The sequence below is a fragment of the Pseudomonas sp. SWRI81 genome (assembly GCF_014268545.1).
Taxonomy (GTDB): domain Bacteria; phylum Pseudomonadota; class Gammaproteobacteria; order Pseudomonadales; family Pseudomonadaceae; genus Aquipseudomonas; species Aquipseudomonas hamedanensis.
Window position 1 is genome coordinate 25088 of record NZ_JABWQS010000033.1, and the last position, 18939, is coordinate 44026.

Here is an 18939-nt window from a genome sequence, read left to right on the forward strand (position 1 = left end):
CGGTATCAGGCACATATGACCAGCTCTAAACCATTGATAGGTAAGGTAATTGATCTCCACAGCTAACATCACGATGCAGTTCGGCGCCAAGCCGCTCTTCGAAAACGTTTCGGTCAAATTCGGCGCGGGCAATCGCTACGGCCTGATCGGCGCCAACGGTTGCGGCAAGTCGACCTTCATGAAAATCCTCGGTGGCGATCTCGATCCGTCCGGCGGCCAGGTCATGCTTGAGCCGAACGTGCGTCTGGGCAAGCTGCGCCAGGACCAGTTCGCCTACGAAGAATTCACCGTGATCGACACCGTGATCATGGGTCACGAGGAGCTGTGGAAGGTCAAGGCCGAGCGCGATCGCATCTACTCGCTGGCGGAAATGTCCGAAGAAGACGGCATGGCCGTCGCCGAGCTGGAAACCGAATTCGCCGAGATGGACGGCTACACCGCCGAATCCCGCGCCGGCGAACTGTTGCTGGGTCTGGGCATTCCACTGGAACAGCATTTCGGCCCGATGAGCGAAGTCTCGCCAGGCTGGAAACTGCGTGTGCTGCTGGCGCAGGCACTGTTCTCCGATCCGGAAGTGCTGTTGCTCGACGAACCGACCAACCACCTGGACATCAACACCATTCGCTGGCTGGAAAACATCCTGACCCAGCGTAACAGCCTGATGATCATCATCTCCCACGACCGTCACTTCCTGAACAGCGTGTGCACGCACATGGCTGACCTGGATTACGGCGAACTGCGTCTGTTCCCGGGCAACTACGACGAATACATGACCGTGGCGACTCAGTCCCGCGAGCAATTGCTGTCGGACAACGCCAAGAAGAAAGCGCAGATTTCCGAACTGCAATCGTTCGTCAGCCGCTTCTCGGCCAACGCCTCGAAAGCCAAGCAAGCCACCTCCCGCGCCAAGGCGATCGACAAGATCCAGCTGGCCGAGGTCAAGCCTTCCAGCCGCGTCAGCCCGTTCATTCGTTTCGAGCAGAACAAGAAGCTGCACCGTCAGGCAGTCATGGTCGAAAAAATGGCTAAGGGTTTCGATGGCAAGCCGCTGTTCAAGGACTTCAGCTTCCAGGTTGAAGCCGGCGAGCGCGTCGCGATCATCGGCCCGAACGGTATCGGCAAAACCACCCTGCTGCGCACCTTGGTCAACGAACTGACCCCGGATGCCGGTAGCGTGAAATGGACCGATGCCGCGGAACTGGGCTACTACGCTCAGGACCACGCCCACGATTTCGAAGACGACGTGACGCTGTTCGACTGGATGGGTCAGTGGACCCAGGGCGAGCAGATGATCCGCGGCACGCTGGGCCGCATGCTGTTCTCCAACGACGAGATCCTCAAGTCGGTCAAAGTTATTTCCGGTGGTGAGCAAGGTCGCATGCTGTTCGGCAAGCTGATCCTGCAGAAGCCGAACGTGCTGATCATGGACGAACCGACCAACCACCTGGACATGGAATCGATCGAGGCGCTGAACCTGGCGCTGGAAAACTATCCGGGCACGCTGATCTTCGTCAGCCACGACCGTGAGTTCGTATCGTCCCTGGCCACGCGCATCATCGAGCTGAGCCCGAACGGCGTGACCGACTTCAGCGGCACTTATGACGACTACCTGCGTAGCCAGGGCGTCGTGTTTTAAGGGCAGCAGCTAGTTTCAAGCTGCAAGCTGCAAGTTGAAAGCCCTGTCCCTGGTGACGGGGCTATTTGCATGTGATCACGACATTTTCGCCAGTACTGACTCCATCGCGAGCAGGCTCACTCCTACACTTGGAATGCGTTCCCCTGTAGGAGTGAGCCTGCTCGCGATGAGGTAACCAGCAACGCCATCAATCCCTGTAGGAGCTGCCGAAGGCTGCGATCTTTTGATCGTTAGCCTGCTTTCTTTTGTTCCGCACCCAAGCCATCATGGCAAGAACTCTCCCACCGCCGCCCGCGAACGAGTTCCCATGTCTGTGCAGCACCCGCCATCACAAAGCTCTCTGGCGATCACCCTGCAGATCGTCTCCATCGTTTTCTATACCTTTATTGCTTTTCTCTGCATCGGTTTGCCGATTGCGGTGTTGCCCGGCTATGTGCATGAGCAACTGGGTTTCAGCGCGATCATCGCCGGGCTGGTGATCGGTTCGCAGTACCTCGCTACCCTGCTCAGCCGGCCGATGGCCGGGCGTATGTCGGACACGCTCGGCACCAAACGGGCGATCATTTATGGCTTGTGGGGGATTGTCCTCAGTGGCGTGCTGACGCTGCTCTCGACCTTGTTGCAAAGTTTTCCCCTGACCAGCCTGTTGATTCTTATTGCAGGGCGCTTGCTGCTTGGCATCGCCCAAGGTCTGATCGGTGTTGGCACCATCAGTTGGTGCATGGGCCAGGTCGGTGTCGAGCACACGGCCAAATCCATCGGCTGGAACGGCATCGCCTCTTACGGCGCAATTGCCATTGGTGCGCCGCTGGGCGTGGTGATGGTCGCCGAATACGGTTTTGTCAGTCTGGGGATTGCCTTGTCGGCGTTGGCGGCGGGGGCATTGTGGTTGATCCGCAACAAGCCATCGGTGCCGGTGATTCGTGGCGAGCGCCTGTCGTTCTGGACTGTGTTCGGCAAGATTGCGCCGTATGGCCTCAGCCTGACGCTAGCCTCGATTGGCTACGGCACGCTGACCACGTTCATTACGCTTTATTACCTCAACCGTGGCTGGACCGGCGCGGCCTACTGCCTGACCGTATTTGGCGCGTGTTTCATTCTGTCGCGGCTTTTGTTTATCTCGGCGATTGCCCGGTTCGGTGGGTTTGCTTCGGCCATCGCCTGCATGACGGTGGAAACCGTCGGACTGGTGATGCTGTGGCTGGCGCCCTCCACCGCTTATGCGCTGATTGGCGCGGGGTTGGCGGGGTTTGGCCTGTCGCTGGTTTATCCAGCGCTTGGCGTTGAAGCAATCAAGCAAGTGCCGAGTTCCAGTCGTGGGTCGGGACTGGGCGCTTATGCGGTGTTCTTCGATCTGGCGCTGGCAATTGCCGGGCCGTTGATGGGCGCGGTGGCGTTGAATCTGGGGTATTCGTGGATCTTCTTCAGCGCGGCGCTTTTATCGGTAGCCGGGTTGGGCCTGACCCTCCTGCTCAAGCGCCGCACAACCTCCTGAAACCAACGATCCCCATTGTAGGAGTGAGCCTGCTCGCGATAACGGTGTGTCAGTTGATAAATGTGCTGACTGACACGACGCTATCGCGAGCAGGCTCACTCCTACAGGGGATAGGTGGTGGCAATCAGATTAGTGATCCGCCGTCTGCATCCCCGCCCGCGTTGGTTGGCCCAGTGCATGAGCGAAGAACCGGCCGGCTTCGGAGATCAGGTTGCGGTGGATGTCCTGGCGGTCAACGCCATCGGCATCGGTGCACAATGCCGGCATGGCGAGGATCTGCTCTTCATTGCACGGTGCCATGAAGACAAAGTGCCCTGCACCGGCGAGCAATTTGAAATCCGGCGCCGTCGGCAGTTTGCGCGCCAGCGCGGCGGCGTTTTTGTCGAAGGCGACCAGTTTGTCGCCATCGCCGCTATAGAGCAGCACCGGCACATGCACATCGGCCAGGGTATGCCGGCCGAACTTCAGGCTCAACGGCGCCATCAGCAGTAACGCATGCACGCGCGGGTCGGCTACCGGCTGCAAATCATCGCGGTCGACAATCAGTTCGCCCTGGGTGTTGCAGGCGTCATGGTCATCCGGCCGCTCCTGGCAGTAGCGGCGCAAGCGATCCAGGTCCGGTTGCGCCCCCGACAGGATCAGCGCCGTCTCGCCGCCCGCTGAATAACCGATCACACCGACCTGGTCAGCGTTGACGAAGGGCGCGAGCATGGCATCACCGAGGGTCGCAGTGATTGCCGCAGAAATCTGGATCGGACGCCCGTAGAGATTGCTCAAGGTGCCAAGTCGACTGTGGTCGCGCGAGTTGTCGCCGGGGTGAATCACGGCCACCACCACAAAGCCCTTGCGCGCCAGTGACGTGGCGAGGTCGTGCAGCGCCAGCGGTGTGCCAGTGTTGCCGTGGGACAACATCAACATCGGAAAGCGACCAATGGCGACTTTGCTGTCTTCGCCGGCCTCGACCGAGTAGCCCTCAAGCAGACTCAGGTGCTCGCGGTCGCTGGACGGATAAAACGCGATGGCACGCATCGGTTGCAGATCCAGCGGATCGAGCACGGTCATTTCGTGGTAGCCAACGCTCCAGACAGGGTGCCGCCCCGGCGCAGCCTGCACTGAATTCAGGCTGCCGAGCAGGCAAATCAGTAACGCTGCACAAAGACGCATCATCGGATGCCCCACCCTGTTGGACGTAATCGCCGGATGTACTGGAACTGCATAACCTGGGCCAGATTATGTAACAGCCAGAAACAAAAAACTCCGTATTCGGCCCTTGCGGAACCAGAATACAGAGTTTTTGGCGACTTACCTGAACAATGGCTGTTCCTTTATGCCTTACGCGGCGGCGAACAACTGCTCACTGATGGTGGCCTGAGCGGCGCTCATCGCGTTGTTGCGGACTTCTTCGCCATAGGCCAGACCTTCGGCGCGGACGATTTCGATGTCGGTGATGCCGAGGAAGCCGAGTACCAGCTTCAGGTATTCTTCGTGAGCGATGCCGCTGGCTTGACCGGCATGGATGCCGCCAGACGTGGACACGATCACCACTTTCTTGCCACCGCACAGGCCTTCGGGGCCGGCTTCGGTATAGCGGAAGGTCTGGCCGGCAACCGCGACACGGTCGATCCACGCCTTGAGTTGGGTCGGCACGGTGAAGTTGTACATCGGTGCGGCGATCACCACGGCGTCGGCTGCGATGAACTCGGCCAGAGTGGAGGCGCTCAGTTCGGCTTCATGCTGCTGTGCCGCATCGCGCAGTTCCGCGCTGGTGCCGGCGGCGACCAGGGTGGTCGACGAAAAATGGCTGATGGCGTCAGCGGCGAGATCGCGGTAAGTCACTACAGCGCTTGGCTCGGCGGCCTGCCAGGCTTTGACCACTTCACGGCTCAACTGACGGGAAGCCGAGTTGTCGCCCAGAATGCTCGAATCGATATGCAGCAGTTTCATGTGGAATCTCCTGGAATGAATCGCCGGTGGCGGCGCAATGGAGACAATCCTACGCAAGAAACCAATGGATGATTAGCCGCCAACAATGCGATAGTTCGTCCCACTGATAGAACAGCGGAAATCCCATGCAAGACCTCAACGATCTCTACTATTTCGCCAAAGTCGTCGAGGCCGGCGGCTTTGCGGCGGCGGGCCGCTTGCTGGGCATACCCAAATCACGATTGTCGCGGCGCATTGCCGAACTGGAAGAACGCCTCGGTGCGCGTCTGCTGCAACGCACCACCCGGCAGCTCAACCTCACCGCCGTGGGCGAGCGCTATCTGCGTCACTGTCAGGCAATGCTGCTCGAAGCGGAAATGGCTGACGAGGCGGTGGCGAGCATGTCCAGCGAGCCGCGCGGGCGCTTGCGGGTGTCCTGTCCGACCGGTCTGGCCCATGAGATGTTGCCGGCGGTCATCAGCGATTTCCTCGGCAAGTTTCCCCAGGTTCAACTGGAGGTCGTCCTGCTCAATCGGCGGGTCGATCTGGTGGGCGAAGGCTTTGATGTCGCGTTGCGCGTGCGCGAACACGGTGACGAGGACCCGTTGTTGGTCACACGGCGTCTGCGTCAGGCGCAAATGGTCGTGGTGGCCAGTCCGGCTTTTTTACAGGGCCGCACGATCATTCATCCGCAAGACCTCAAGCACCTGCCCGTGCTGGGCGCTCTGGAGGCAGATCGCATGGTGCATGTGCGCTTGCTCGATCAGCAGGGCCATAGCTTCGAGCTGAACATGGAAGCCCGTCTGGGAATCGATGACTTTGTCGTGCGCAAGGCCTGCGTCCTCGCTGGCCAGGGCTTTACCCTGCTGCCGATGATGTATTGCGAAACCGAACTGCATAACGGCACGTTGGTGCAGATGCTGCCGGACTGGTCGTTGCCCGGTGGCTGGTTGCAGGCGGTGTACCCGCATCGACGCGGGGTGATGCCGGCGGTCCGCGCCTGGATCGACCACCTGGTCGAGTCGTTCAATGCCTGTGGGGAGCGGTTGTTATGAGCAAGGGAAAAATGAGCGAAGCCGACGTCGCGGCATTTTGTCTGGCTTTGCCGGGGGCGCGGGAAGATTACAAGTGGGGCGGCGTGCGCGTCTTTTCGATTGCCGGCAACAAAATGTTTGCCTTGCAAGGACTGCGCGGGGATTCGTTGGCATTCAAGGTCGACAAGGATCTGTTCCTCGGCCATTGCGACCGCCCGGGCATTCACCCGGCGCCGTATCTGGCGCGGGCGCAGTGGATCATCATGCACCCGCCCTACCCGCTGGGCGCCGAGGAATTGCAGGGCTTGTTGCAGCGCTCGCATCAGCTGGTGGTGAGCAAGTTGCCGAAGAAGACCCGCATCGGCCTATTGCTGTAACACGGTCCCTTGTAGGAGTGAGCCTGCTCGCGATAGCGGTTTACCTGCTGAAGCGATGTCGATTGACACTACGCTATCGCGAGCAGGCTCACTCCTACAGGGGCTTTGTATGCTTAATCAGAACAAGGTCAACAGGCTGGAGCCGAGGAATAGCTGGTCAATCCAGAACACCTGATGCAACAGCACGATCACCCAGAACAGAATCTGAAACGACACCTTGCGCGTCTTGTGCCGCAATACCTGCTGGGCGATCAGTGCGCCCGGCCAGCCGCCGGCCAGTTCAACTGCATGCAGGATGTTTTCCGGGGTGCGCCAGGCGTCGGCGCGCGCCTTGCGTTTGTCGGCCCAGTACAGGAAAAACGCCAGCACGCTGACGATCCCGTACGCCGCGAGGGGCAGCAGGGAAATCCCCCGCAGCCACATCGACACTGAGCCGAACAACGGCAAGGCACAAACCCCCAGCAACACCAGCAGTTTGAGTTTCAGGTGCTGAATGTGGCCACTGGAAGGTCGGCCCTCAGGGCGACGCCCACGGGAATCGCTCATGGCTTGACCGCCGTCCAGTCCACCCAGCCGAACTGCCAGGTGGCGAGTATCACCAGGCCGAACACGATCCGGTACCAGGCAAACGCCGCATAGCTATGGTTGGCGATGAACTTGAGCAGGCCACGCACGGCGATCATCGCGAAAATGAACGCGGTGACGAAACCGATGGCAAACACCGGAAAGTCCGCCGGCACGAACAAGTCGCGATATTTATAGCCGGAATACACCGCCGCGCCGACCATGGTGGGCATGGCGAGGAAGAACGAGAACTCGGTCGCGGTCTTGCGCGACAGGCCGAACAGCAGCCCACCGATGATCGTCGAGCCGGAGCGCGAAGTGCCGGGAATCATTGCCAGGCATTGGGCAAAACCGACTTTCAGTGCGTCCTGCCAGGTGATCTCATCGACCGTTTCGGCATGCACCTCATGCTGACGCTTCTCCGCCCACAGCATGATGACGCCACCGACGACCAGCGCCGCCGCCACCGTAATCGGGTTGAACAGGTATTCGTGGATCAGGTCGGCGAAAATCACGCCCAGCACCACCGCCGGCAAAAAGGCGATAAGCAGGTTGGCGGTGAAACGCCGAGCGCCCGGCTGGGTCGGCAACCCCACCACCACATCGAAAATCTTGCGGCGAAACTCCCAGACCACCGCGAGAATCGCGCCGAGCTGAATAATGATGTTGAAGGCCATGGCCCGTTCGCCGCCGAAGTTCAGCAAGTCAGCGACGATGATCTGGTGTCCGGTACTCGAAATGGGCAAAAACTCCGTCAGCCCTTCTACAACTCCCAGTATCAATGCCTGCAAGGCGGTCCAAAGATCCATCAATCCCCCAGAGAGCGATGCACGCCGGCATGCCCCGATAGTATTTTTTTACGTTCACTGCGTTCAGCGTAGCTTGAAAAAGCTGTACCGATTCCGCGCGCACAGGATCCACACGAAACGGTAAAAATTCCGTGAAATATCAATTTGCATTCAGGTTTTCACGCGCGGGGCCGAAATCCTAACAGACAAGCCTTAATAGCGCTGCGGCGTTATACGACTTGGGTCGCGTATGCCTGATCGGCAAAAGCTGATTGGATGCTCGCGGTTGTTTATTACAAGAACAAGAATCCGGAGTGACAGCGTTATGAACAGCTTGCGCAGTGTGTCGATCAGCCGACGCTTGTGGCTCATCTTGATTGTGGCGGTGGTCATGTTATTGACCTTGGGCGTGTTGATGCTCAAGCAGATCCACGAAGACCTGTATCACGCCAAAGCCCAGAAAACCGAACATGTGGTGCAGACCGCCAGCGGTTTGCTGACCTACTACCACGGCCTGCAAACCGCCGGCACCCTGAGCAAGGAAGCCGCGCAGACACAGGCGCTGACCGCGATCCGTGGCTTGCGCTACGACCAGAGCGATTACTTCTGGATCAACGACCTCACCCCCGTGATGGTCATGCACCCGACCAATCCCAAACTCGAAGGCCAGAATCTTTCGGCGATTCGCGACCCGGACGGTTTTGCGGTGTTCAACGAAATGGTCGCCATCGCCAAGGCCAAGGGCGCTGGCATGGTCAATTACCGTTGGCCGAAACCGGGCGCCACCGACCCGGTGGCGAAGACGTCCTACGTCAAGTTGTTCGAACCGTGGGGCTGGGTGATCGGGTCCGGGGTATATGTGGATGACGTGCAGGCAGAGTTTCAGGATCAGATGATCAAGGCTTCGGCCATCGGCCTGGCGATTGCGCTGATCATGGCGCTGCTGGTGATTCTGATTGCGCGCAGCATTGTCCGTCCGCTACAGGAAACCGTGAACGCCATGGCCAACATCGCCAGCGGTGAAAGCGACCTGACGCGCAGCCTCGATACCCATGGCAAGGACGAGGTCACGGAACTGGCCCATCACTTCAATGCCTTTACCGCCAAGCTGCGTCGGGTCATCGGCGAACTGCAAGTGTCGGCCAGCGCGCTGGGCCAGTCCTCCAGCGAACTGGGCAACGATGCCTCCCAGGCCCAGCAACGCAGCCAGCAGCAATCGCAGCAAATGGAGTTGGTCGCCACGGCGATCAACGAAGTGACCTATGGCGTGCAGGATGTGGCCAAAAACGCCGAGCACGCTGCTGCGGAAATGCGCGATGCCGAAGCGCAGGCGCAACAGGGCCAGATCAATATCGATGGCAGCTTGCAGCAGATCGACAAGCTGTCCGGCACCATCGATCAAGCGGTTGAAGTGATTCGCACCCTGGCCGCTGAAAGCACCCAGATCGGCAGTGTGCTGGAGGTGATCCGCTCGATTGCCGAGCAGACCAACCTGCTGGCGCTCAACGCCGCGATCGAAGCCGCGCGGGCCGGCGAGCAAGGTCGCGGTTTTGCCGTAGTGGCGGACGAAGTGCGCTTGTTGGCGCAGCGTACGCAAAAGTCGACCGCCGAGATCCAGTCGATGATCGAGCGCCTGCAGAATCATTCAGAGGCCGCCGTGAAGGTGATCAGCGACAGCAGCAAAGCCTCGCAACTGACCATCGAACAGGCGGGGCTTGCCGGTGCGAGCCTCAATGCCATCGGCCAGGCGTTACGTAACCTCAATGGCCTAAATGCTTCGATTGCCAGCGCCACCCTGCAACAGGCGCACGTGGTCGAGGACATCAACCAAAACGTCACCCAGGCCGCCGGACTTTCCCACAGCACGGCCATCGCCGCGGAGCAATCGAGCGCCGCCAGCGTGCGCCTGGGCCAACTGAGCGAACAACTCAACGGCCTCCTGCGTCAGTTCCGCGTCTGACCCGGACTGCGGGGGTGATGCTTGCTCGCGACTGCATTGTGTCAGCCAACATTTCCGTTGCCTGACACACCGCCTTCGCGAGCAGGCTCGCTCCCACACTGGGTTCTGCGTCGGGATGCTCATCTCAATTCAGACAAAATCCCTGCGTGGGCATGATGGAGTCAAGTCAGCACATCCGCTCAATCCCCTCGCCTGCCATTGCTCGATCATCGCGGGCATCTCCACTGCCGCTGGCCGCTGATCATGATCGACCGTGTCTCCACGCACCTCACTCTGCTTGCGCTGTTCTGCGGGGTGAACGCAACCGCGCATGCCAGCGGCTTTTTCGACGATGCCAGCGGCGAAGTGCTCAGTCGCAACTTTTATCTGAACAACGACTACCGCTCGCCCTCAACCAGCGAAAAAAACTATAAACAGGTATGGGCACAAGGCTTTATCGGGACTTACTCATCCGGTTTCACTGCCGGTACGCTTGGATTCGGACTCGATGCACACGCTTTTTCCGGCCTGAAGCTGGACGGCGGCAAAGGTCATTCCGGGACCGGGTTGCTGCCGGTCGACAGCGACGGGCGCAGTGCGAGCAATTACGCCAGCGCCGGTGGTGCGCTGAAACTAAAGGCCTCGCGCACTACCCTCGCTTTTGGCGAAATGACCGTGGAAACCCCGGTATTCGATACCTCGGACAAACGCCTGCAACCGGAATACGCCAGCGGTTTTCTGCTGAGCAGCCAGGAGATCGACAACGTCAATTTGCAGGCCGGACATTTCACTGCGTTCAAGAACCAGGACAGCGCTTCGGGCAAAGGCGACTTTTACGGTTACGGCGCCAGCACCGAGCACGGCGCGATCAGTTTTATCGGCGTCGACCTGTTTGCAGACCGTCCGCTGGGCGGCGCACTTTACGCCGCCGAATTGACCGACACCTGGCACCAGTACTACGGCAACCTGCACTTCAAACAATCGGGTCTGCTGATCGATGCCAACCTCTACCACACCCGCGATACCGGACAAGCCCTGGCCGGTGCGATCGACAACACCGCTGTCAGCCTGTCTGGCAAATACGCCTTCGGCCCCCACGCGGTGATGCTCGGCTGGCAACGCATCCACGGCGACACGCCGTTCGATTTCGTCGGTGGCGACTCGATCTACCTCGCCAACTCGATCAAGTACGCTGATTTCAACGGTGCCAACGAGCGCTCCTGGCAGGCGCGCTACGACCTCAATTTCGGCACCTTTGGCCTCCCCGGTCTCACCTTCATGACCCGTTACGTCGCCGGCAGTCACATCGACGGCACCCACGCGCCCAAGGGCGGCGCCTACAACCCGTTTGATGCCGACAGTGGCGAGTACCAGCCGCAGCAAGGCAAAGACGGCAAGCACTGGGAGCGCGATATCGATGTGAAATACATCGTTCAGTCGGGGGCGGCAAAGGACTTGTCGGTACAGCTCTCGCATGTTTCCCATCGCGGCAACGAGGCGCAGGCCGGCGATGATATTGACCGTCTCTATGTGGTGGTTCAGTACCCGCTGGGATTCTGAGGGCATCCACTACGCATCGCCGGGCGGACCGGCTGAACTGCGCGTCACCAAAGGCCGAAAAATCAGGAATTACATTGCCCCCGCCGCCATGGAACCTGCAGGCTCGCTCCGGCAAGGTCATGGGCTTATCATGGCGCCCATGAATAACCCGCCTTCACGAGACCGCGCATGACTTTCGATTTTGATCAGCTGTTCGACCGCCACCACACCGGCAGCACCAAGTGGAGCCGCTACCCGGCCGATGTGCTGCCGATGTGGGTCGCTGACATGGATTTCGCCGCGCCGCCAGTGGTGATCGAAGCCTTGCAAAAGCGTCTGCTGCACCCGTTGCTCGGTTACAGCGTGGCTCAGGACAACCTGCGTGAAGCGATCGTCGCCGATCTCTGGAACAAATACGCCTGGCAGGTCAAGCCACAGGAACTGATTTTCCTGCCCGGCGTCGAGTCCGGTTTCAACATGGCGCTCAAGGCGCTGGTGCAGGCGCCGCAGAATGTCGTGGTGCAGGTACCGAACTACCCGCCGCTGCGCCACGCGCCGGGGCATTGGGGCCTGAACAAGGTTGAACTGCAATTCCTGGCGCAGGCCGATGGCACCTATGCCACGCCACTGGAGGTGCTGCGCGAATCGCTGAATGGTGGCGGCGCGCTGCTGCTGAGCAACCCGCACAACCCGATCGGCAAGGTGTTCGGCCGCGAGGAACTGCAAGCGGTAGCCGACATTTGCGTGGCGCAAGACGCGTGGATCATCTCCGACGAAATCCACGCCGAACTGTGTTTCGACGGGCGCGTGCACATTCCTACTGCGTCGCTGAGCCCGGAGATTGCCCGGCGCACGATCACCCTGATGTCGGCGAGCAAGGCCTACAACATCGCCGGCCTGAAAACTTCGTTCATGATCATTCAGGACGCCGCCCTGCGCGAACGCGTCAACCATGCCCGTTGTGGCATGGTCGACAGCGTCAATCCGCTGGGCATGGAAGCCACCCGCGTGGCTTACAGCGAAGCCGGGCCGTGGCTTGCGGCGCTTAAAACCTATCTGCAGGCCAACCGTGACTGGCTGGTGGACGCGGTGCGCAGCCGCCTGCCGGGCGTGACCCTGAATGTGCCGCAAGGCACCTATCTGGCGTGGCTCGATTGCTCGGCCCTGGACCTGAGCAATCCGCAGCAGTTTTTCCTGGAGCAGGCCAAGGTCGGCCTCAGCCCGGGGGTGGACTTCGCCGATCAGAGCCAGCAGTTCGTGCGCCTGAACTTCGGTTGCCCGCGTGCCCTGCTGGAAGAAGGGATTACGCGGATGGAACGGGCTTTGGCGCAGCGCGCTCGCTAACCCCAGGCCGTCAATTTCTGCTGGCGATAGCCGCGCCATTCGCGCTATCGCCAGCACGCTGGCTCCCGCCGTTGCTTTGCCTAAGCGCGGCGCCCAATAAAACCTGACCTTTCAGGCAGTTATTGCTCGTTGCCCTCGCCGCCCGCTTGCGGCATCCTGCGCCTCCATTTTCTGACCCGGCCGCGCTTTGTGGCACGCACCTCACCATGACCGCCTCTGATAAAGCCCCGCGCAACAACGATCTGATCTACGGCCTCAACGACCGTCCGCACCTGACCGCCACCGTGTTTGCGGCGTTGCAGCACGTGCTGGCGAGTTTCGTCGGCATCATCACCCCCACCCTGATCATGGGCGGCGCCCTCGGCCTGCAGAGTGAAATCCCCTACCTGATCAGCATGGCGCTGTTCGTCTCGGGCCTGGGCACGTTTGTCCAGGCCAAGCGCTTCGGCCCGGTCGGTTCGGGGCTGCTGTGTCTGCAAGGCACCAGTTTTTCCTTTATCAGCGTCATTCTCAGCGCCGGGTTCATGGTCAAGGCGCGTGGCGGCGGTACCGACGAAATCCTCTCGACCATCTTCGGCGTGTGCTTTTTCGCGGCGTTCATTGAAGTGGTGCTCAGCCAGTTCATCGGCAAGCTGCGCATGCTGATCACCCCGGTGGTCACGGGGACCATCATCACGCTGATGGGCCTGTCGCTGATCAAAGTCGCCATGACCGACATCGCCGGCGGCTTCGGCGCGGCGGATCTGGGCGCGGCCAGCCATATAGCCCTGGCGGCGCTGGTAATTGGCACCATCGTGGTGCTGAACCGCGTCGACGTGCCGTTCCTGCGGCTGGGTGCGATCGTCATCGGCCTGACCCTCGGCTACGGGGTGGCGTGGTTGATGGGCACGGTGGACTTCGCCTCGATGCCGGAAGTACCGCTGGTCAGCGTGCCCGTGCCGTTCAAGTACGGTTTCAACTTCGACTGGGTCGCGTTCGTCCCGGTGGCAGTAATTTTCCTCGTCTCGCCGCTGGAGGCGGCGGGTGATTTGACGGCCAATTCGATGATTTCCCGGCAACCGGTGAAAGGGCCGCTGTACATTCGGCGGATCAAGTCGGGGCTGCTCGCGGACGGCCTGAACTCGGCGATGGCCGCGGTGTTCAACAGCATGCCGATGGTCACGTTCGCGCAAAACAACGGCGTGATTCAGCTGACCGGCGTCGCCAGCCGTTATGTTGCGTTCTTCATCGCCGGTCTGCTGGTACTGCTGGGGCTGTTCCCGATGATTGGCGCGGTGCTGCAACTGATGCCCAAACCCGTGCTTGGCGGCGCTGAACTGGTGATGTTCGGCACCGTGGCCGTGGCCGGGATCAAGATTCTCGCCGAGGCCGGCCTGCATCGGCGCAACATGCTGATCGTAGCGATTTCCCTCGGCATGGGCCTGGGCATTGCTGCCGTGCCCGAGGTGCTGCGTGAGTTGCCGCAAGCGCTGCGCAACATCTTCGAATCGCCGATCACCGTCGGGGCGTTGTGCGCTATCGTGCTGAACATCTTCCTGCCAGAAGAGTTCATCGAGCTGGAGGAAGACGATTTCGACCCGGAAGCCTCTATTCTTCAAGTCATGGAGAACCCGGACATGCCGGCCAAGGGTGAACCTGCCCCATCGGCGGCTGTCGCACAGTTGAACCGCTGACTCCGGGCCTCGACAAGAGGGCTGCACCGGCAACGGTTCAGCCCTTTTTTCGAGAGAGTGTTTATGCGCCGCGTCCACGCCGTCATCCTGTCGCTACTGCTGCTGTCGCTCAGTGCCTGCGCGCTGTTTCCCCATCGCGATCCGGTGAACATCAACGTGGTCGGCCTCGAACCGCTGCCGAGCCAGGAACTGGAGGTGCGCTTCGCCATCAAGCTGCGCGTGCAGAATCCCAACGAAACCGCCATCGACTACAACGGCATCGCCCTGGATCTGGAAGTCAACGGCCATTCGCTGGCGTCAGGTGTGAGCGATCAGAGCGGCTCGATCCCACGTTTTTCGGAAACCGTGGTGACGGTCCCGGTCAGCGTTTCGGCGTTTTCGGTACTGCGCCAGACATTGGGCCTGAGCCAGACGCAAAGCCTCGACAATCTGCCCTACGTGCTACGGGGCAAACTGGCGGGTGGATTGTTTGGCACGATGCGGTTTACCGATAGCGGCAAGCTGAGTTTGCCCAAGGCCAGTGCTGCGACCTGGTAGCCAGTCACGCACACATCTGAGCGGTCTACTGCTACTCATAGAAGCCACACAAAACCATTGTAGGAGTGAGCCTGCTCGCGATAGCGGTGTGTCAGGCGATAAAGATTTATCTGATAAACCGATATCGCGAGCAGGCTCACTCCTACAGGACCTTCCTCAGCCTTAGGTTTAGGTGTTGAAACGCACCCCCGGCTTGGCCCGTTCATCGACGGACAACTCAAACACATCCGGCCGCGCATAATGGCCGACCACGTCATAGTCGTAGCGGGCACGGATCAACTCGTCAGTATCAACTTCAGCGGTCAGCAGCCCTGCCTCACCGCGCAGTGGCCCGGCCAGCACATCGCCCATCGGCCCGACGATCACGCTGCCGCCGGCGATCAAGGGGCGATCCGCAGGCCAGTTGGCAATCTCCACGCCCAGCTCATTTGGCGATGCCTGCACCTGACAGGCGCTGACCACAAAGCAGCGCCCCTCGTGGGCAATGTGGCGCATGCTCACTTGCCACATCTCGCGCTCGTCCACGGTCGGTGCGCACCAGATTTCGACCCCCTTGGCGTACATCGCCGTGCGCAGCAACGGCATCATGTTTTCCCAGCAGACCACCGCGCCCAGCTTGCCGACCTGGGTGTCGAGCACCGGCAGGGTCGAGCCGTCGCCCTTGCCCCAGATCAGCCGCTCGGTGCCGGTGGGCATGAGTTTGCGGTGTTTGGCCACCAGTCCGGCTTGCGGATCGAAGTACAGCGCCGTGCAATACAAGGTGCTGCCGGCGCGTTCGATCACACCGATCACCAGATTGGCCCCGGTGCGGCCTGACAGCCCCGCCAGCGCTTCGGTTTCTGCGCCGGGCACATCAATGGCGTTGGCGAAATACCGTGCATAGGCCTCGCGCCCCTCAGGCAAGCGGTAGCCCAGTTGCGTGCCGAACCCCTCGCCTTTCGGATAACCACCGAGCAGCGCTTCGGGCATTACCACAAGCGCGGCGCCGGATTCGGCGATGGCGTTCTCCCAGTCGAGGATCCGTTCCAGGGTTTCGCCTTTGCCACCGGGCAAGGCGCCGATTTGCAGCGCGGCGACGATTGATTTGGGCATTGCGGTACTCCATCAGGTTCAGAGGTTGCCGATTCTGCGGCGCCACGCGATCATGAATAAAGACCGAATCACTGCTGAATGATATGAGCCAAATGAATATCGCCGACATCGATCTCAACCTGCTGAAAGTCTTCGAAGCGCTGCATGAAGAATCCAGCGCCAGCCGCGCCGCGCTGCGCCTGGGCGTGACGCAATCGGCGGTCAGCGCGGCGCTGCGGCGTTTGCGCGAGGTTTATGGCGATCAGCTGTTCGTGCGCACCGGTCGTGGCCTGGCGCCGACGCTGCAAGCCAATCAGTTGAAACCGGTGGTCAGCGAGGCGCTGAACAAATGTCGGCAAAGCCTGGCGATGGTCGACCCGGCGGCGCAAGCGTACGACGGTCGTTCGATCACGATTGGTCTTTCGGATGATTTCGAAATCGCTTACGGCCGACGCCTGATCGAGGCAATCGCCCGCCACGCGCCGAAACTGCGGCTGATTTTTCGCCAGACCCACAGCCAGATTGTTGCCCGTGCCCTGATGGAGCGCAGCATTGACCTGGCAATCACCGCCGGTGGCTTTGCCGAGCGTCTGCTCAGCCGGCAGGTGTTGGGCGAAGGCGGATACGCCTGTCTGGTCGACGCCGACAGTCTGGAATCCGGCCAGGAGGACATCGGCTTGCAAGAGTTTGTTGCCCGCGAGCACATTCTGGTGTCGTCCGGCGGGTTTATCGGGATTACCGATGAAGGATTGGCCGCGCTGGGCCTGAGTCGACGGGTGTGCGCCTCGACCACGCATTTCGCCGCGCTGCCGTATTTGCTCAAGGGCAGTCGGGCCGTGGCGACGATTCCCGCGCACGCGGCCGCAAGCATCGCGGCGCTCAGCGGCCTGGCGCTGCTGCCCTGCCCGCTGAAGCTGCCGCGTTATCCGATCGAATTGGGCTGGCGCACCAGCACGCAGGTCGATCCGCTGGTGGTCAAGGTCCGCGAGGCGATTGCCGCGACGTTTGTCTGAAGCGCTACTTGTTCGCAGCCATCAGTCGATTGACTTCACTGCGCACCATGTTGGCAAATTCCGGTGGCGACATGCCGTCCAGCTCGGCACGGACCCACTCGGCCCATTTGCCCTTGCGCTTGCCCCGCTCGCCAAACAACCGCGCGGCTTCGCCTTTGGCTTTGCCCAGATTGTTTTGCCAGAGTTCGAACAGACGGGATTTCTCATCTTCCAGCGCGGCGCGCTCGGCGAGGGATTTGTCGGCCAGATTGAAACTCATGGGGAATTATCCTGCTGCGTAAAATGACGACATCTTACACGCTCGACAGAAATCTCCCGCGCAGGTTTTTGTGCGTGGGCTAAATTACGTGCAACTTTTCGCCCCGCGCCACACTCCATTAGTCACTGTCCATTCACCTGCAAGGAGTCACCCAATGGCCCGCAAATCCGCCGCGCAAGCCGCTGAAGAGCAAATCAAGGATCAAGCCTTCAGCGAGCTTCAGGCCCTGATCGAAGAATCGGACAAACTGCTCAAGAGCAGCGCCTCGCTGGTCGGCGAAGAAGCGGAAACGCTGCGCGCACAAATCGCCCTGAAACTGCAGCAGGCGCTGGATTCGATGTCCAGTGTGCGTGATCGCACCAAACCGGCAGTCGAGGCCACTGAGAATTATATCGGCGGGCATCCGTGGCAGACCGTGGCGATCTCCGCCGGGTTCGGTCTGGTGGTAGGGTTGTTGCTCGGGCGTCGTTGAGTCTGGCGTAGATGAAAAAGGCGAACCTTGCGGTTCGCCTTTTTTGTTGCCGCTATTTCCTCAGGCGCCTGACTGCCCTGCCAGTTCGCGCAACTGCGCCAGCGTTGCCTCGTTCAGCACAATCCCTTGCGCCAGCGATCTGGCGCGCTGCTGATGTCGGCGATCGCCCGGCAACCGCTTGAGCCCGACACCGTGCATCTGCCGCACCAGCTCTTCACTGCGCTCGGCAAAGCTTTGCCCCGCCGCTTTGCTCGGGTCGATGACGATCAAAAGCTGGCCGGTCCACGGCGTTTTTGCCCCGGGATGGTTCGACCAGTCGAACTCAAAGGAGAAGTTGCCGCCGGTCAGCGCCGCAGCCAGCAACTCGACCATCATCGACAGCGCCGAGCCCTTGTGCCCGCCAAACGGCAGCAACGCGCCGCCTTCCAGAATGGCGCGTGGGTCCTGGGTCGGTTGACCGAGACCGTCGACGCCCATGCCGACCGGCAGTTTTTCGCCCTTGCGCGCAGCGATCTGCACGTCACCGTGGGCGATGGCGCTGGTGGCCAGGTCGAAAACGATCGGTGCGGCGCCGGCCCGGGGTGCAGCGAAGGCAATCGGGTTGGTGCCGAACAACGGCCGGTCGGCGCCATGGGGCACCACGCAGGTCATGCTGTTGACCACGCTGAGCGCCACCAGGCCTTCGTCGGCGAACGGTTCGACGTCCGGCCACAGCGCGGCGAAGTGATGCGAATTGCGAATCGCCAACACGGCGATGCCCGCGTGCCGCGCCTTTTCGACCAGCAACGGCCGAGCGGCCGCCAGGGCCGGCTGGGCGAAACCGTTGCCGGCATCGACGCGCACGAATCCGGGAGCGACGTCTTCGACTTGCGGCACCGCCTGTCCGTTGACCCAGCCACTATCAAGAGTCGAGACGTAACCAGGAATGCGAAACACGCCATGGCTGTGCGCGCCATCACGCTCAGCGCCGGCACAGTTGGCGGCCAGCACTCGCGCGACTTCCGCAGAGGTGGCATGCCGCAGGAAAATCGTTTCAAGCAATTGCGTCAGCGCTTCGAGAGACAACGAGGACGAGACAACCGAGGACACATGATCGTGTGGCGCAGACATCTGAAGCTCCAGAATGATTATTGGAGGGAACAACAGCGTACGAACGACTTGCCCAGCGATTAACCATGGCGCAGCTGTCGGCTGTCAACCCTTCGATGACACGACAATCAAGGACTCGCCTGACTGCACATTTCAATCCGGCGTGTGCGGTAACTGTCTACCGCC

At 60.8% G+C, this 18939-nt stretch carries 18 protein-coding genes; 11 read left to right on the forward strand and 7 right to left on the reverse strand.

Going from position 1 to position 18939, the window contains the following annotated elements; translation table 11 throughout:
- Nucleotides 1-49: 49 nt before the first annotated feature.
- Complete coding sequence (locus tag HU765_RS19220) at nucleotides 50-1636, forward strand: ABC-F family ATPase (protein ID WP_016774693.1); 1587 nt, start codon at nucleotides 50-52, stop codon at nucleotides 1634-1636.
- A gap of 307 nt (nucleotides 1637-1943) precedes the next feature.
- A complete protein-coding gene (locus HU765_RS19225) occupies nucleotides 1944-3131 on the forward strand; it encodes an MFS transporter (protein WP_186622344.1) in 1188 nt (395 codons plus the stop codon).
- A 129-nt stretch (nucleotides 3132-3260) separates the two neighbouring features.
- Here the strand turns inward: HU765_RS19225 and HU765_RS19230 are convergent, their stop codons facing one another.
- Nucleotides 3261-4298 (reverse strand): dienelactone hydrolase, encoded by a 1038-nt coding sequence (locus tag HU765_RS19230; protein WP_186622345.1) that lies wholly within the window; start codon nucleotides 4296-4298, stop codon nucleotides 3261-3263.
- A 165-nt stretch (nucleotides 4299-4463) separates the two neighbouring features.
- Nucleotides 4464-5075: an FMN-dependent NADH-azoreductase gene (locus HU765_RS19235; RefSeq protein ID WP_186622346.1), complete on the reverse strand. Its 612-nt coding sequence runs from the start codon at nucleotides 5073-5075 to the stop codon at nucleotides 4464-4466.
- A gap of 125 nt (nucleotides 5076-5200) precedes the next feature.
- Between HU765_RS19235 and HU765_RS19240 the strand changes: the two genes are divergently transcribed.
- Together HU765_RS19240 and HU765_RS19245 are read left to right on the forward strand one after the other, a co-directional pair.
- Nucleotides 5201-6109 carry a LysR substrate-binding domain-containing protein gene (locus HU765_RS19240; RefSeq protein ID WP_186622347.1) on the forward strand — a complete coding sequence of 303 codons (909 nt, stop codon included), beginning with the start codon at nucleotides 5201-5203 and terminating at the stop codon, nucleotides 6107-6109.
- Nucleotides 6106-6465 carry an MmcQ/YjbR family DNA-binding protein gene (locus HU765_RS19245; RefSeq protein ID WP_186548083.1) on the forward strand — a complete coding sequence of 120 codons (360 nt, stop codon included), beginning with the start codon at nucleotides 6106-6108 and terminating at the stop codon, nucleotides 6463-6465. Before HU765_RS19240 ends, HU765_RS19245 begins: the two co-directional genes overlap by 4 nt.
- A gap of 117 nt (nucleotides 6466-6582) precedes the next feature.
- Here the strand turns inward: HU765_RS19245 and HU765_RS19250 are convergent, their stop codons facing one another.
- Together HU765_RS19250 and HU765_RS19255 are read right to left on the reverse strand one after the other, a co-directional pair.
- A complete protein-coding gene (locus HU765_RS19250; protein ID WP_186622349.1) occupies nucleotides 6583-7011 on the reverse strand; it encodes a DUF1294 domain-containing protein in 429 nt (142 codons plus the stop codon).
- Nucleotides 7008-7838, reverse strand: a complete 831-nt coding sequence (locus HU765_RS19255) for an undecaprenyl-diphosphate phosphatase (protein ID WP_186622351.1) — start codon at nucleotides 7836-7838, stop codon at nucleotides 7008-7010. Before HU765_RS19255 ends, HU765_RS19250 begins: the two co-directional genes overlap by 4 nt.
- Before the next feature lie 304 nt (nucleotides 7839-8142).
- On the opposite strand from HU765_RS19255, the gene HU765_RS19260 reads away from it, so the two are divergent.
- The 5 genes from HU765_RS19260 (at nucleotide 8143) to HU765_RS19280 (ending at nucleotide 14849) form a co-directional block, all read left to right on the forward strand.
- Nucleotides 8143-9777, forward strand: a complete 1635-nt coding sequence (locus tag HU765_RS19260) for a methyl-accepting chemotaxis protein (RefSeq protein ID WP_186622353.1) — start codon at nucleotides 8143-8145, stop codon at nucleotides 9775-9777.
- A gap of 243 nt (nucleotides 9778-10020) precedes the next feature.
- Nucleotides 10021-11316, forward strand: a complete 1296-nt coding sequence (locus HU765_RS19265; RefSeq protein WP_186622355.1) for an OprD family porin — start codon at nucleotides 10021-10023, stop codon at nucleotides 11314-11316.
- Between the two features lie 168 nt (nucleotides 11317-11484).
- Nucleotides 11485-12639, forward strand: a complete 1155-nt coding sequence (locus HU765_RS19270; RefSeq protein WP_186622357.1) for a PatB family C-S lyase — start codon at nucleotides 11485-11487, stop codon at nucleotides 12637-12639.
- 206 nt (nucleotides 12640-12845) lie between these two features.
- Nucleotides 12846-14312 carry a nucleobase:cation symporter-2 family protein gene (locus HU765_RS19275; protein WP_186552435.1) on the forward strand — a complete coding sequence of 489 codons (1467 nt, stop codon included), beginning with the start codon at nucleotides 12846-12848 and terminating at the stop codon, nucleotides 14310-14312.
- A 63-nt stretch (nucleotides 14313-14375) separates the two neighbouring features.
- On the forward strand, nucleotides 14376-14849 hold the full coding sequence (locus HU765_RS19280) for an LEA type 2 family protein (RefSeq protein WP_186552434.1): 474 nt from the start codon (nucleotides 14376-14378) through the stop codon (nucleotides 14847-14849).
- 168 nt (nucleotides 14850-15017) lie between these two features.
- Here the strand turns inward: HU765_RS19280 and HU765_RS19285 are convergent, their stop codons facing one another.
- Complete coding sequence (locus HU765_RS19285; RefSeq protein WP_186622359.1) at nucleotides 15018-15941, reverse strand: carbon-nitrogen hydrolase family protein; 924 nt, start codon at nucleotides 15939-15941, stop codon at nucleotides 15018-15020.
- An 83-nt stretch (nucleotides 15942-16024) separates the two neighbouring features.
- Here HU765_RS19285 and HU765_RS19290 point away from each other — a divergent pair, with 83 nt between their 5' ends.
- On the forward strand, nucleotides 16025-16933 hold the full coding sequence (locus tag HU765_RS19290; RefSeq protein ID WP_186622361.1) for a LysR family transcriptional regulator: 909 nt from the start codon (nucleotides 16025-16027) through the stop codon (nucleotides 16931-16933).
- 4 nt (nucleotides 16934-16937) lie between these two features.
- Here HU765_RS19290 and HU765_RS19295 read toward each other — a convergent pair whose 3' ends face one another.
- Complete coding sequence (locus HU765_RS19295) at nucleotides 16938-17192, reverse strand: hypothetical protein (RefSeq protein WP_007917411.1); 255 nt, start codon at nucleotides 17190-17192, stop codon at nucleotides 16938-16940.
- A gap of 154 nt (nucleotides 17193-17346) precedes the next feature.
- Between HU765_RS19295 and HU765_RS19300 the strand changes: the two genes are divergently transcribed.
- Nucleotides 17347-17664, forward strand: coding sequence for a DUF883 family protein (locus HU765_RS19300; protein ID WP_186622363.1), 318 nt, complete (start codon nucleotides 17347-17349; stop codon nucleotides 17662-17664).
- Nucleotides 17665-17724: 60 nt separating this feature from the next.
- On the opposite strand, the gene HU765_RS19305 is transcribed toward HU765_RS19300, so the two are convergent.
- On the reverse strand, nucleotides 17725-18774 hold the full coding sequence (locus HU765_RS19305; RefSeq protein ID WP_186622364.1) for an Ldh family oxidoreductase: 1050 nt from the start codon (nucleotides 18772-18774) through the stop codon (nucleotides 17725-17727).
- Nucleotides 18775-18939: the final 165 nt, after the last annotated feature.